Source organism: Maribacter sp. TH_r10 (assembly GCF_033101095.1).
Classification (GTDB): Bacteria; Bacteroidota; Bacteroidia; order Flavobacteriales; family Flavobacteriaceae; genus Maribacter_A; species Maribacter_A luteus.
Window position 1 is genome coordinate 398,715 of sequence record NZ_JAWMPY010000001.1, and the last position, 13,701, is coordinate 412,415.

The following is a 13,701-nucleotide window of genomic DNA, read 5'->3' on the forward strand; positions in this document are numbered from 1 at the left end:
ACTGAAAAACGACGGGATTATTATGCAGTTGGTCGATAAAATACAGATTTATTCCACGGTAACACCTCCTCGAACAAAAAGATAGATTTAGTTTGGGTCAAATGAATGCCAATAGTTATTCCTCCTCATTTGAAACTTGGGTGCCCGCAAAGAAGCTTTCGAGTTCCCTTAGGGTTTCGGCAGATGTCTGAATGTCGCGTACCACCTGGCCTTTGTTCAAAACCACAATTCGTTCACACACTTCGGTAACATGCATAAGATCGTGGCTTGAAACCAAAACGGTTATTTCTTTTTTGGCCGCCAAATCCTTGATAATTGCTTTTAACCTGATTTGTGTAGTCGGATCCAAATTCGCAAACGGCTCATCCAAAATAATTACTTGGGGGTTACCGATAAAGGAAGCCACGATACCCGCCTTTTTTTGATTTCCTTTGGATAGGTCTCGCAGGTATTTACGCTGACCCAAAATCTCCCCATGGAAAAAATCCTCGAAGTTGGCCAGCAGTGCATCCACATCGGCCTTGTTTCGGCCCCTAAGCTCTCCTATAAAATAAAAATACTCTTCTGGGGTCAGGTAACCGATCAAGAAAGACTCATCTATAAACGAAGAAGTAAACGGCTTCCAATCCTCACTGGTATTCACCTGCACCTCATTATTAACGATATGCCCGGTTGTAGGCTGTATCAAATCCAACAGTAAACTAAAATAAGTGGTTTTTCCGGCACCGTTATTACCTACCAGACCAAAACTTTGACCCTTCGGAATTTCTAAATGCTCTATGTTCAAAACCATTTGGCTTCCATATTTCTTGGTCAGATGTTGCGTTGTGATCATATTGCTTTTTCTATTTATCTTTTTTTAATATATACTGAATGGTTTTTAAATGGTTTTTTAGCTATTCTGCTCCTTAAACCCCGCAAGCATGGTGTACTTCCTTTTTCTATAGGCCTCGGTAACCTTGTTCAACAATGTGTTCCGAAACGCGAAACCTATGATTCCCATAACCGATAAGGTTACAATGGCCACTTCAAATGAAACAAATGTTTTTAGCACAAAATAAAGGACACTTGGAACCACCATTAACGGCAATAACACCAAGAACTGTGTAGCACTGGTTCCTTGCATGTTACCTATGGCACTTTTGGTAAGGTCTATCCTTTTTTTATTGAAAGATCCGAAAAACAAAATCACCGGAACATTAACACCCAGATTGTAAAGGGCGCAAGCAAAGTTAATGGCCAAGGCTTTCCAACCAAAATACACGTAGGGTATTGAGAGCAGGAACATAACGACTATACTCACGGAAATTAGTCCGGCCTTACTTTCAAGATATTTTCGCAGGGGAATATTCTGTGACATCATCATTCCGTAGTACTCACTGTCCCACGCTGGAATGAACTGACCAAAGTTCGAAAGAAAAATACCGGTCATGAAAATCCCGACAAAAAGGTAAATGGTACTGGTATCACCATAGGTGTCCATACTATAAAAAAACAATCCATAAAGGATCATTGCCAAAGAAATGAACACCTGCATTTTGGTACGTTTGTTTCTCCAGATGAGTTTTAAATCCAGTTGAAGAAAAGGAGCAATATCCCCAAAACGTTTGGTCCAAGTCAGATCGGAAGTTTCGACCTTGACCGCTTTCTTTTTCAGGGAAGCATCGAGATACAGCTTTTTTCGAAGAAAGTTGAAATTAATATAATACGTGCCTATGACCAATAACAAAGGGATCAATACCAAAATAGGATTTTGATACAGACTGTAAAACAACTGACCGGCATATTCCTTAACGGGTAAAATATTGAAATACTCCAAACCGTACACGGCCAAAATAAGTACACCCAAAAAGAGTAACACCTTATCGCTCTTATTAATGATAAAGTTGGTGTAGTTGATGCTAAGTATTATACAAACAATCGCAAATAGCCAACTAAGGACATTAAATACAGGATACCCTTGAACCATTAAAACAATCGAAAAAGGAACAGCTATGAAGAGGGATAGGAAGTTATAACCGGAAAGTCCTGACTTAATTAAAATATAATGTGCGATCTTACTTTTTTTGATAGGATATAACAGCAGTGGCTTAATATCCATGACCGGTAGTTTTTGCATAAAATACCGAAAGAAAAGCTCAATCAACACCCAATATAAGAGATACCCACTTACAATAAGCATAGGTTCCGAATCCGGGAATGCTTTTTTCAGGATAAAATAAAGACCGATACCCAAGCCAGCAAAGGAAAGCATCAAATAAACGGCCAAAAAACCCATTAAGAGTTTTAGGGCAAGACTTTTTCCGAAATTGGAAGATCTAAAGAACGATTTCCACTGGAGGCTAACAAAGTGTTTGAACATACAGGTTGGTTTTTTGATCTGTGGAGTTAGTGTTTATAAACATGGTTTTGTTACAATTAGAGCTTATTTTTTTAATGAACCCATTTTTTATAGCCCTTGCTTTGCTTAGTTTTGTACTTCATTCATAAGAATTTTAGCATGACCCATTTTCATCCTTTGACCGTAAAACAGATCAAACACCTTACACCAAGTTCAGTGGCCATAACTTTTGAGGTACCCAAAGAACTTAAGCAGACTTTTGCTTTCGTCCCTGGGCAATACATCACCATAAAAAAAGAAATTAAAGGTAAGGAATTGCGTCGTGCATATTCCATAAGTTCATCCCCAAAACGCGATTATATAACTATCGGGGTAAAAAAAGTGGATAAAGGCGGATTCTCACATTTTGCCAATACCCAATTGAAAGTAGGTGATGTTTTGGAAGTAATGCCTCCTGAAGGGCGTTTTGTTTTTAAATCTACCAGTGAACAAAAAAACGTGGCTGCATTTGCGGCCGGAAGTGGCATTACCCCTATCATGAGTATTGTAAAAGAGGTTTTGGAAAGCAATACCCATAATAACTTCGTACTTGTATATGGGAATAAATCGAATGCTGAAACCATGTTTTATAAGGACTTGGTAAAGCTACAGCTAGATTATGCCAATCGGTTTTTTATTTACTTCACAAATAGCAAGGTGCAGGAAGAAGGCTCTTTATTCGGGCGCATTGATGTATCTACCGTTAACTACGCTTTAAAGAACAAACACAAGAATATCGATTTTGACGCATTCTATCTTTGTGGTCCGGAAGACATGATTCATTTGGTAACCGATACACTTCAAGAAAATGGCGTGCCTAAGGACAAAATACATTTTGAATTGTTCAGTACCACTGAAACCGTTTCCGATTCTAAACCGGTAACTTCAGATGGTAAAACACAAGTAACGGTAATCGTGGATGACGAGGAATTCCACCTTACCATGAGTAAGAACGATATTGTTCTTGATGCGGTTTTAAAGGAAAATATTGATGCCCCTTATTCTTGTCAAGGAGGAGTTTGCAGTAGTTGTATCGCAAGGATTACCGAAGGAAAAGCCGAAATGGTCAAAAACCAGATCCTAACAGATGGGGAGATAGAGGAAGGATTGATCCTTACATGCCAAGCACACCCATTAACCCCGACCTTAAAAGTCGATTATGACGATGTTTAAGAGTTTTAGCCCCTCGAAACATATGATGTGGGTCCGCCTATTTCAAACCAAGCGGTTTGTACAGTAACATGAAAGCATCAATTATTGCCAAACTCCTGTTTTTAATCGATGTTATTTGACAATCCGTCCTAGCATCCACATAAACAAATGCCAAAACAAAACCGAAGAACCGACCCGTGGGTCGGTTTTTTTAAAATACCATTTAAACAAAATATTTTAGAACATGTTAAGAATACCACCTATTTTCGACCTATTTGAAATAGGTTTTATATAAATTTACAGGAACGCTCCATAAATGCAGGCATTGAACATACAAGAAACGGCTATTTTGGTTTTTGCTCTCTCCTCCCAAGAGGAATGCAGACGCAAAAAGACACTAAATAGCCCTGCGTTGTTCAATGCGCTATCTGAGTATAGTCTCGAAATGGTCTCAAAAACCGGGCTGCCTTATTTTCATTACACCGAAAAAGAACAAACAGGCGATACTTTTGGAGAACGATTCACAAACGCAATTCAAGCTATTTTCAAAAAAGGTTTTAAACGTGTCATTACCATTGGCAATGATACGCCCCAATTGAAAACCTCCCACATCGTAGAAGCGGCCAGGCTTTTGGAAAAAAACAGATTGGTCATTGGACCATCTTCAGATGGTGGATTTTATTTAATGGGACTGCACAAAGAGAACTTTGATAAAGAAATTTTCGAAAATCTACCGTGGCAGACTTCAGAATTACGTTTATCAATAAATAAAGTACTCCCTTTCAAAAGTTCGGACATTATCCAATTAGATAGGTTGTTTGATATTGATACCGATCGGGACCTAAAGCTTCTTTCAAAATTCACAAACCAACTTACACGATTTATCAGGAGAATCATTCTGAAATTGATAGACCCCCATTCTACGATTTATTCAATTGAGCTTCCATTCAAGGAAGAGTTCAAATACCGCATTCATCAAAACAAAGGTTCACCTGAACTCTTTTCGGTTTCTAGATAAACCACCTTTTCCATATTCAAATAACATAAAAAACCATTTGGGAGATCCATACCATTTCATAATGAAATGAATGGGATATCGCCCCAAAAATCAATAACATTTATATAAAAGCATACCAATGGCAAAATCATATTACGATCCAGCAGACCTAAGGAAATTTGGAAAAATCACGGAGTGGAGTGAAGAAATAGGAACTAAATTCTTCGATTACTATGGAAAAGTCTTTGAAGAAGGGGCACTTTCGGCCCGTGAAAAATCCTTGATCGCATTGGCCGTTGCCCATGTTGTAAAATGTCCTTATTGTATTGATGCCTATACCAAAGACGGATTGCAAAAGGGAATTACCAAAGAAGAAATGATGGAAGCCGTTCATGCCGGAGCGGCAATTGAAAGTGGGGCAACATTGGTACATGGCGTGCAAATGATGAACAAGTACGATAAATTAAGTATGTAAAAAGTACAGGGCGCCACAAACTGATTTTTGGACAAAATAGGTCTAATCCTGACACTGTGGCCGTCAACCGAAAAAATAATTATGGCGACAAAATCATTAAAGGCAAGACACAATGAACTTGCCGAAAAAAACGAGCAACTAAAAATACTCAATGGAGGTATTTTTGAAGAAGGTGAATTGCCCTATTTCAAAGACAAAATAGGTCTTACCGGACATTTTCCCTTACGACCCAAAAAACTTGAAATCTTTCAGATCAATTTGGGTTATATGTGCAACCAGGTTTGTGAGCATTGCCATGTTGATGCAGGCCCGGACCGTAAAGAGATCATGACCCGGGAGACCATGCAATATTGTCTGGAGGTTATTCGAAACACAGGAGCACATACCCTGGATCTTACAGGAGGTGCCCCGGAAATGAACCCTGACTTTCGATGGTTTGTTGAAGAAGCGGCCAAGGCAGGTATCCAAGATTTTATCGTACGTTCTAACCTAACCATCATCAGGGCCAACAAAAAGTACCATGATTTGCCTGAGTTCTTTAAAAAACACAATGTGCATGTGGTGTCATCAATGCCACACTACACCAGGGGGAAAACCGATAAGCAGCGTGGAGATGGCGTTTTCGATAAATCGATAAAAGCATTACAGGAATTGAATGCCGTTGGCTATGGCCTACCTGATAGTGATCTTAAATTGGATTTGGTCTATAACCCTTCCGGTGCTTTTTTACCTGGAGATCAAGTGGCCATGGAAAGGGATTTTAAAAAGGCCTTGAAAGAGGATTTTGATATTCAATTCCATAATCTTTTCGCGATTACCAATTTACCAATCTCAAGATTCTTGGATTATTTGATCGCTTCGGATAATTATGAAGACTATATGTATGCTCTGGTAGAAGCCTATAATCCCATGGCGGTCGAAAATGTAATGTGTACCAATACGATTTCAGTTAGTTGGGACGGATGGCTGTATGATTGTGATTTTAATCAAATGCTCGATTTGAAAGTCGCCAGTAAGATCAAACATATAAAAGATTATAATGAGGATATATTGAATGATAGGGACATCATTATCTCCCAGCATTGTTATGGTTGTACGGCAGGTGCTGGTAGTAGTTGCCAAGGAACGGTCGCTTGATTTTTAAGTCGAAAAGCATTTTTCTTAAGATTTAGCCCATCCTTTTGTCTTGAGAAAAGTACACTTAAACCGACCGGGCGGTTTGTTCAAGTGTTCGATATTTAGGTAGTTCACCGAGGTTTTTACATTTTAACGAGTTTTTCGTTGACCTCATCCCTTATTCCTGTGGCGAAAACAAGGTTGTGGGTTCTTTGTTAAAGACTTAACGGTCTAATTGAACCATTAAACCCAATCTTATGGACAAGAACCTAAAACGCATGGCGACCATGCAGCGATTACAAGTAACAGGCCTTGAATTGTTTTATAATAATGGCTATTACAATACCAGTGTTGATGATATTTTAAAAGAACTTTCCCTCTCAAAAGGCGCGTTCTATTATCATTTTGATTCCAAGGAAGATTTCTTTATCCAGATTCTTGAGAACTTATTGGCCCGTAAGGTCTATAGTATGTTGATCGAACCCATTGAAGGGCATGACAATCCCGTGCAGTTAATCACCGATTGTTTTGAAAATGCCTTGGAAACAGCGGTACACAATGAATTGGATTGCGGTTTTGTATTGAGCAATTTCGTGAACGAGTTTCGTGGTAAGAATGAAAAAATAAGTAAACACTTGAACGATATACTCCAAATTTGGGAAGTTAATTTGGTTTCCACTATTCAAAAAGGCAAATTTAACGGCCATATAGATAGGCACGTAGATGCTGAAGGCGTTGCTTTGTTCTTAATGAGTTCATACATGGGTGTTCGTACACTTATGGCAGATAACGCTCCAAGTGCGCGTAAATATAGGTTTATGGCCCAATTAAAGCAGTTCTTTAAATCAATAGAAGTAAAGCAACCTGCAATTTGATCAAAAACCTAAATAGCATTCAATAGAAGAGCAATCTTATTCAAGATTGCTTTGGGTGTTATAGAGGTCATTACATCTTCATACCCTTCGGGCACTTTGTTACCATAAATAGAGGTGGGTATTAAAGGATAACGTTCCCTGTCGGAAAGCAAGGCATTATCCAAATCTTGTCCATAGGGATAAAAACCTGCAAACGGATGGGTAACGCCCCAAAGAGTGATTATGGGAATACCGAATAGAGCCGCCAAATGGGCATTTCCACTATCCATTGAAAGCATAAGGTCCAAATTCGATATCAAGGCCAGTTCTTCTTCCAAAGCGAGTTTACCTACGAGGGAAATACAATCAGAATAGGTATTACCCCATTGGTCCAAAATTTCTTTTTCCTTGCCCCCACCTCCAAACAACAATATTTTATACTGATTGGTTTTGTTTAGATGCCGTACCACTTCCTCCATTAGTTCCAACGGATACATTTTACCTTCAAAAGCCGCAAAAGGGGCAATGCCTATCCATTTTCTAGGATTACTACCTAACAAGTTAAGGCCTTCTTGTGACAGTACTTTTTTCGCTAAAAAGTTGTTTTCAGGAAGTATAAAAGGGAAACCCAATTGAATAAAAACATCGGCATAACGTTGATGGGTAGATTTCAATTGTTTAAAAACCTTATCCTTTTCTGCCGTAAGTGCCTTTTTCTCTTTTCTCCCTTTGTCAATTTGAACGAAAGGGATTTTAGCCAAAAGAAAAAACCGTTTTAGGATATTACTGCGAAGTACGTTATGTAAATCGGCGACCGCATCAATTTGCATTGACCTTAATTCTTTAAATAATTTCCAAAGCCCATAAACCCCTTTATGCTTCTTGGAAACATCCGCAACATGAACGTTCACCCTATCCAAATCCATGAAAATAGGGGAAAGAAAGCCTTTGGTAAGTACGGTCACTTTTAAATCGGGGTATGTATCAAGAAGGGATTTTAGGACCGGGACGGTCATTGCGACATCACCCATGGCTGAGAGCCTAATTACCAAGAGGTGTTTGCCGTTATCCATAGTTCCCTAAAGAAAATTTATTTTTGACCGCGAAGCACCGGATTAAGCTCGTCGTCATTATACATCTTCATTTGCTTGTAGACCTTCATATACTTTTGACCCGCTTCGATATCTCCCAACAATTGATCAATGGCCGTTGATAGATCCACTCGCTGTTCAAGTAACACGTTCAATTTATCCTGACATTTTTTTATATGTTCTTGCGAGGCGTCCTTTCTGTCGGCCTCTTCTTGCATATGATAGATTTTTAAAGCCAAAATGGACAAACGGTCTATGGCCCATGCCGGACTTTCCGTATTGATCACAGCATTATCAGCAATTTTAACCGATTGGTATTTTTTTAAGAAATAGCTATCAATATATTCAACCAAATCTGTTCTGTCCTGATTACTGGCATCAATCTTACGTTTCAAAACCAACGCAGCTACCGGGTCAATGTTGGGATCCCTTATTATATCCTCATAGTGCCATTGCACTGTATCTATCCAATTCTTACGGTATAACAAATGTGCTATATCATCTTTTGGATATGGATTTTCAAAAGGTTGGTCCACGGTATCGATTTCGTGGTATTTTATGATACTTTCCTGAAAAATACGATTGGCTAAAGAACTGAACATCTGATATTATTTTCTACAAAGATACCCTTTATTTGCTATAAAAACATCGTGGACAGGAAGACAATAAACGGAATCGTTACAGAAAATATCAGTGCTATTTCACGAAACTTTTCACGCTTCAATAACTCAATATAATTTGTCATTAAAACCGCTGTTGGGAAAAAAGTGAGTATAATCGGATACTGCCCGTTAGAATAAACCAAGACATCTATAACCAATCCTATAATCAAGAAAAAAACTATAATACGGGTGGTGACGATCTTTCCAACCCCTGCATTTCCAAGTTGGATAAAGGTCAATATGTTTAATACGAACAATCCCAAAACATAAATGATGGATTTGGTACTACTTACCCAGTTTAAATAATATTCGGGCACAAAGAGTATGGAGAATTTATAATGGGATCTAAAGAATTCTAAATTATCGGTTAAAACCAAATAACCCGAACTCAATAATAAAACGGCGCAAAAAGCGGCAAATGGCACCAACCAATTTTTAAGGTTTTTAGGATCATAAATATATATGGTGATATAGACCACAATAAGATAAAGGATTGCCCAATCATAAAAAAGGCTGGCAAAAAGTATCCATAACGAAGCGTCGAAAACCTTAATCCTAATGTTCTTTAAAGAACGCATACTGACTAACCTTCGAATAGCCAAAAGCACAAAGAAATTGCAAAGAATGGCATTATTGTCCGTCAAAGTTTCAGGAAATAGCACCATTAACAGCCCAAAAAATAAAATCGCGTATGAATTTGCAAGGGTTATTTTATTACGCTTAACAATAAAATCCAAAATGAGTACGGAGAAAAGTAAAATGCCCAAAATCACCGTTTGCCACAATATTTCCTCAACAGCATACACCTTTTTAAAGAGCAAAAAATGAACAAGCCAATAGAACAGAAACAGAAAAGTAACTACAATTATATGGTTTACAGGTTTTGTTTTTCCAAAAATACTTGCAATCATCCTCGGTTTTTATATTTTTGTTCCGTAAATATACTATAACATGAAGGCATTTTTTGAAGGCATACAGGATTTATTTGTAAACGGACTTTTTTGGCCCTATGACTTTTTAAGATTCACCAAGAACTGGTGGGCAGCCAATACGGTCAACTGGTTGTTTATGATCATCTGTTTTGTAGCCTTCGTTTATTGGATGGTTCAGTTAAAGAAATACAACGACAACAACGAAGAGGACAAATCTTGCTCCGCACATTCCTATTTATAGGTCGAACCCGATATCCTTTCTAAAGTTCATTTTCTCAAAACATATCTTATCGATACTTTGATAAGAGGTTTGTAGTGCTTGGTTAAAATTATCCCCGTAGGAGGTAATTGCCATTACCCTGCCACCATTGGTCACCACTTTTCCGTCTTTAAGATCCGTTCCGGCATGGAATACAATGGAATCCCCGATTGTCTCAAAACCCATTATTTCTTTCCCTTTTTCGTAGGCTTCCGGATATCCTCCGGACACCAACATAACCGTTGATGCGGTTCGGTCATCAATCTCAAGGTCGATGCTATCCAATTTTTGATCGGCAACCGCTTGGAAAACAGTAACCAAATCAGTTTTAATCCTAGGAATGACAACTTCGGTCTCTGGGTCTCCCATTCTAACATTGTACTCAATAACGAATGGGTCATCCCCAATTTTTATCAAGCCGATGAAGATAAAACCTTTGTACGGCAAATTATCCTTTTTAAGGCCCTCTACGGTAGGTTTGACCACTCGGTCGTGTATCTTGTCCATAAATGCCTTATCCGCGAAAGGAACTGGGGAAATTGCCCCCATGCCGCCTGTATTCAACCCAGTGTCACCTTCACCTATTCTTTTATAGTCCTTAGCCGTTGGCAAAACTTTATATCCCTTACCATCTGTGAGTACGAATACGCTTAATTCAATACCCGATAAAAACTCCTCGATAACAACGGTCGTACTTGCCGCCCCGAATTTTGCATCGACCAACATGGTTTTTAGTTCATCCTTGGCCTCTTGTAAATCGTTCAAGATAACCACACCTTTCCCAGCTGCGAGTCCGTCTGCCTTTAAAACATAAGGCGGTTTAAGGGAATCCAAAAAGGCATACCCAGCTTCCAAGGATTCTGAAGTGAAACTTTGATATGCTGCAGTAGGTATATTATGTCTAATGAGAAACTCTTTAGCGAATTCTTTACTGCCTTCTAAGGTAGCCGCTGCTTTTTGTGGCCCGATTACAGGAACATCCTTAAGTTCTGCATCGTTCAGGAAAAAATCATGGATACCGTTCACCAATGGATCTTCGGGACCTACAATTACCATTTCTATACCCTTGGAAAGAACAATCTCCTTTATTTTATCGAAATCATTTACCCCTACGGATATATTTGTCCCTACACTGGCAGTTCCTGCGTTACCAGGGGCAATAAACAAGTTTGATAATTTAGGGCTTTGTGCAAGTTTCCATGCGATGGCGTGTTCACGACCACCTGATCCAAGAATAAGAATGTCCATAATTAAAGTTTGCGCAAAAATAAGACTTGGACGCTTAAAACACCCTGTGTTGCATCAATAAAATTGTGAGGAAACAAACAATCGGACTAGTGGCTTATCACTTGTTCCTACTGGAAAAATCACGGTGTTCGGTCTTTTTGAGCTCCTTTTTTGAAAGAGTCTTAAAATAATCGAAAGTCTTTTTCATGCCTTCGGCCCTACCCACTTTGGGTTCCCAGCCTAGAATCTCCTTCGCTTTTGAGATATCCGGTTGCCGTTGCAGGGGATCATCCTGTGGTAAATCTTTATAAATGACTTTTTGGGTAGTACCGGTCAATTTTATGATTTCCTCGGCAAAATCCTTGATCGTGATTTCATTCGGGTTCCCGATATTCACTGGGTAACTATAATCACTCATCAACAACCGATAAATACCTTCTATTTCATCATCCACGTAACAGAAAGAACGTGTTTGGGACCCATCACCGAATACGGTCAAATCTTCACCTCTTAGGGCCTGTCCCATAAAAGCAGGAATGACCCTACCATCATTTAAACGCATTCTTGGGCCATAGGTGTTGAATATACGGACTATTCTTGTTTCTAGTCCATGAAACCTATGATATGCCATGGTAATGGACTCTTGGAAGCGTTTGGCCTCGTCATAGACCCCTCTTGGGCCAATGGTGTTTACATTTCCATAATATTCCTCCGTCTGCGGATGTACTAATGGATCTCCATATATTTCCGAAGTAGAAGCGATTAGGATACGTGCTTTCTTTTCCCGTGCGAGTCCCAAAAGGTTATGGGTTCCTAAAGCACCAACTTTCAAGGTTTGAATAGGGATTTTCAAATAATCTATTGGGCTGGCAGGAGAAGCGAAATGCAATATATAATCCAATTTTCCTGGAACATGAACGAATTTGGTCACATCATGGTGATAAAACTCAAACTGCTCCAATTTAAAAAGATGTTCAATGTTCTTAAGGTCACCTGTAATCAGGTTATCCATGGCTATGACATGAAACCCTTCATTGATAAAACGATCACAAAGATGTGACCCAAGAAAACCTGCAGCACCGGTGATTAGAACTTTTTTCATTAAAAAAACCCTTTTAAAACAAAATTAACTAATAAGCTTTCTCCTCGCCTTTAAACAAATTCAATACTGTTTGCAAAATAATACCCAAATCCATCAACAAGGACCAGTTTTCAAGATAAAAGATATCATATTTAACGCGATTAATTATATCTGAATCTTCCTCAACTTCTCCTCGAAATCCACTAACTTGAGCCAATCCCGTGATTCCAGGTTTCACACTATGCCTTAACATATATCGATTTGCCTTTTTCATGTAAACCTCAGAAAGAGAAATCATATGAGGCCTTGGCCCAACAACTGACATTTGTCCTGAAAACACATTATAGAATTGAGGCATTTCATCCAAACTGGTCTTTCGAATGAACTTACCTATTTTTGTAACCCTCATATCATTCTTTTTTACATGTAAATCATCCGTACTTTTATTAATTGCCATAGAACGATATTTAAAACAAAAAAACTCGCGATTGTCTAGGCCATGTCTTTTTTGTAAAAATAAAGTTGGCCCTTTAGATTCCAACTTAATCAATATTGCCATCAACGGTGTCAACCAAGATAATACGAACAATATTACCAAGGATGAAAAAACAATATCAAAAGACCTTTTTATAAATGCATTAATTGGTTCATGGACTGCAATGTTTCTTAAAGACAATATGGGTATATAATCGTAATATTCATATTTCAGGTTTTTTGCAAATATATCTTTATTGTCTGGTATGAATTTTAGGGTTCTTAAATTATTGTCAGAAAAATCAACAAGCTGTTTAATCTCCTCGTTGGATAGTTCCGCAACAGAAAAATAAATTTCGTCAATACCATTCTCAACTACATAATCCAAACATTTCGCTATGGAAAAATCCTGGGCCTTGACTGAAAACTTGGCTTTGAAATCAAAACCATATTCCTTTTTCGTTTTAAATATTTTAATGAGTTGTCTTGTTTTTGAATTATCCCCAATTACAATCACGGTTCGCCCATTTCCTTTTAAGAGAACCCTGAATTTTTTTAAAAGAAAAAATGCTAAATACTTAAATGAAAAAACAACAACGGTTACATAAACCACATAGTTCGCGAGAGCCAATCTTCCGACATTGGGCTGCTTGAAAAAACCCATATAAGCATATAATACGATTACAAACAATACTATCTGCCTAAATAAAAGTGAAAATAATTGTATTACCCTAGCCTGTCTATCCACTTCATAAAAACCATTTTTTAACGATATGATTATCCAAGCAATGGAAATGTACGCAATAAACGAATAATAATTGCTTAATTGAATTTCAAACAAAAAGACGCCGCAAATAAGTATAGTTAAATCAGCGAAAGCCATTAAAGGCTTAATTGATTTTGACCATCTACCTTTTCTATATTTCAATTCAGAAAGTTTTTAATTCATTTGGCAATGAAAATACCATATTAAGATTAGTTATGCGCAATATGCAAATTAA

Annotated in this window: 14 protein-coding genes; 6 read left to right on the forward strand and 8 right to left on the reverse strand. The window is 38.1% G+C overall.

All coding sequences use genetic code 11. The annotated features are described in order from the left end of the window. Positions 1-115: 115 nt before the first annotated feature. Entirely contained in the window at positions 116-835 is a 720-nt protein-coding gene (locus R3X28_RS01690; protein ID WP_317661932.1) for an ABC transporter ATP-binding protein, read from the reverse strand. A gap of 57 nt (positions 836-892) precedes the next feature. After that, the gene (locus R3X28_RS01695; protein WP_317661934.1) at positions 893-2,362 is read right to left on the reverse strand and encodes a DUF5687 family protein; all 1,470 of its coding nucleotides are present in this window, start codon (positions 2,360-2,362) and stop codon (positions 893-895) included. Positions 2,363-2,500: 138 nt separating this feature from the next. On the opposite strand from R3X28_RS01695, the gene R3X28_RS01700 reads away from it, so the two are divergent. From R3X28_RS01700 to R3X28_RS01720, 5 genes are all read left to right on the forward strand, one after another. Then, positions 2,501-3,553, forward strand: coding sequence for a ferredoxin--NADP reductase (locus R3X28_RS01700; protein ID WP_317661936.1), 1,053 nt, complete (start codon positions 2,501-2,503; stop codon positions 3,551-3,553). 304 nt (positions 3,554-3,857) lie between these two features. Next, the gene (locus tag R3X28_RS01705) at positions 3,858-4,550 is read left to right on the forward strand and encodes a DUF2064 domain-containing protein (RefSeq protein WP_317661938.1); all 693 of its coding nucleotides are present in this window, start codon (positions 3,858-3,860) and stop codon (positions 4,548-4,550) included. Between the two features lie 118 nt (positions 4,551-4,668). Further along, positions 4,669-5,004, forward strand: a complete 336-nt coding sequence (locus R3X28_RS01710; RefSeq protein WP_154365994.1) for an arsenosugar biosynthesis-associated peroxidase-like protein — start codon at positions 4,669-4,671, stop codon at positions 5,002-5,004. Between the two features lie 81 nt (positions 5,005-5,085). Further along, the gene (gene arsS / locus R3X28_RS01715; RefSeq protein WP_282054013.1) at positions 5,086-6,141 is read left to right on the forward strand and encodes an arsenosugar biosynthesis radical SAM (seleno)protein ArsS; all 1,056 of its coding nucleotides are present in this window, start codon (positions 5,086-5,088) and stop codon (positions 6,139-6,141) included. Positions 6,142-6,377: 236 nt separating this feature from the next. After that, on the forward strand, positions 6,378-6,995 hold the full coding sequence (locus R3X28_RS01720; RefSeq protein WP_317661945.1) for a TetR/AcrR family transcriptional regulator: 618 nt from the start codon (positions 6,378-6,380) through the stop codon (positions 6,993-6,995). Positions 6,996-7,003: 8 nt separating this feature from the next. Here R3X28_RS01720 and R3X28_RS01725 read toward each other — a convergent pair whose 3' ends face one another. Genes R3X28_RS01725 through R3X28_RS01735 form a run of 3 tightly spaced genes read right to left on the reverse strand, consistent with a single transcriptional unit; the run spans position 7,004 to position 9,638 of the window. Continuing rightward, positions 7,004-8,047 (reverse strand): glycosyltransferase family 9 protein, encoded by a 1,044-nt coding sequence (locus R3X28_RS01725; protein ID WP_317661947.1) that lies wholly within the window; start codon positions 8,045-8,047, stop codon positions 7,004-7,006. 17 nt (positions 8,048-8,064) lie between these two features. Further along, a complete protein-coding gene (locus R3X28_RS01730; RefSeq protein WP_154366002.1) occupies positions 8,065-8,667 on the reverse strand; it encodes a DUF4254 domain-containing protein in 603 nt (200 codons plus the stop codon). A 35-nt stretch (positions 8,668-8,702) separates the two neighbouring features. Further along, positions 8,703-9,638, reverse strand: coding sequence for a hypothetical protein (locus R3X28_RS01735; protein ID WP_317661949.1), 936 nt, complete (start codon positions 9,636-9,638; stop codon positions 8,703-8,705). A 40-nt stretch (positions 9,639-9,678) separates the two neighbouring features. On the opposite strand from R3X28_RS01735, the gene R3X28_RS01740 reads away from it, so the two are divergent. Continuing rightward, positions 9,679-9,900 carry a DUF6341 family protein gene (locus R3X28_RS01740; RefSeq protein WP_154366006.1) on the forward strand — a complete coding sequence of 74 codons (222 nt, stop codon included), beginning with the start codon at positions 9,679-9,681 and terminating at the stop codon, positions 9,898-9,900. Here the strand turns inward: R3X28_RS01740 and purD are convergent. The 3 genes from purD to R3X28_RS01755 all read right to left on the reverse strand — a co-directional run bounded on the left by purD (position 9,895) and on the right by R3X28_RS01755 (position 13,628). After that, positions 9,895-11,166, reverse strand: coding sequence for a phosphoribosylamine--glycine ligase (gene purD / locus R3X28_RS01745; protein ID WP_317661953.1), 1,272 nt, complete (start codon positions 11,164-11,166; stop codon positions 9,895-9,897). The two genes, R3X28_RS01740 and purD, sit on opposite strands and share 6 nt — an antisense overlap. A 97-nt stretch (positions 11,167-11,263) precedes the next feature. Continuing rightward, the gene (locus R3X28_RS01750; protein ID WP_317661955.1) at positions 11,264-12,247 is read right to left on the reverse strand and encodes a UDP-glucuronic acid decarboxylase family protein; all 984 of its coding nucleotides are present in this window, start codon (positions 12,245-12,247) and stop codon (positions 11,264-11,266) included. Between the two features lie 28 nt (positions 12,248-12,275). Further along, positions 12,276-13,628: an exopolysaccharide biosynthesis polyprenyl glycosylphosphotransferase gene (locus R3X28_RS01755; RefSeq protein ID WP_317661956.1), complete on the reverse strand. Its 1,353-nt coding sequence runs from the start codon at positions 13,626-13,628 to the stop codon at positions 12,276-12,278. Between the last annotated feature and the right edge of the window lie 73 nt (positions 13,629-13,701).

What these genes read in the sequence shown, in the direction of transcription:
- R3X28_RS01690 (WP_317661932.1), bottom strand. Translation starts at nt 835, where the DNA reads ATGATCACAACGCAACATCTGACCAAGAAATATGGAAGCCAAATGGTT.
- R3X28_RS01695 (WP_317661934.1), bottom strand. Translation starts at nt 2,362, where the DNA reads ATGTTCAAACACTTTGTTAGCCTCCAGTGGAAATCGTTCTTTAGATCT.
- R3X28_RS01700 (WP_317661936.1), top strand. Translation starts at nt 2,501, where the DNA reads ATGACCCATTTTCATCCTTTGACCGTAAAACAGATCAAACACCTTACA.
- R3X28_RS01710 (WP_154365994.1), top strand. Translation starts at nt 4,669, where the DNA reads ATGGCAAAATCATATTACGATCCAGCAGACCTAAGGAAATTTGGAAAA.
- arsS (WP_282054013.1), top strand. Translation starts at nt 5,086, where the DNA reads ATGGCGACAAAATCATTAAAGGCAAGACACAATGAACTTGCCGAAAAA.
- R3X28_RS01720 (WP_317661945.1), top strand. Translation starts at nt 6,378, where the DNA reads ATGGACAAGAACCTAAAACGCATGGCGACCATGCAGCGATTACAAGTA.
- R3X28_RS01725 (WP_317661947.1), bottom strand. Translation starts at nt 8,047, where the DNA reads ATGGATAACGGCAAACACCTCTTGGTAATTAGGCTCTCAGCCATGGGT.
- R3X28_RS01730 (WP_154366002.1), bottom strand. Translation starts at nt 8,667, where the DNA reads ATGTTCAGTTCTTTAGCCAATCGTATTTTTCAGGAAAGTATCATAAAA.
- R3X28_RS01735 (WP_317661949.1), bottom strand. Translation starts at nt 9,638, where the DNA reads ATGATTGCAAGTATTTTTGGAAAAACAAAACCTGTAAACCATATAATT.
- R3X28_RS01740 (WP_154366006.1), top strand. Translation starts at nt 9,679, where the DNA reads ATGAAGGCATTTTTTGAAGGCATACAGGATTTATTTGTAAACGGACTT.
- purD (WP_317661953.1), bottom strand. Translation starts at nt 11,166, where the DNA reads ATGGACATTCTTATTCTTGGATCAGGTGGTCGTGAACACGCCATCGCA.
- R3X28_RS01750 (WP_317661955.1), bottom strand. Translation starts at nt 12,247, where the DNA reads ATGAAAAAAGTTCTAATCACCGGTGCTGCAGGTTTTCTTGGGTCACAT.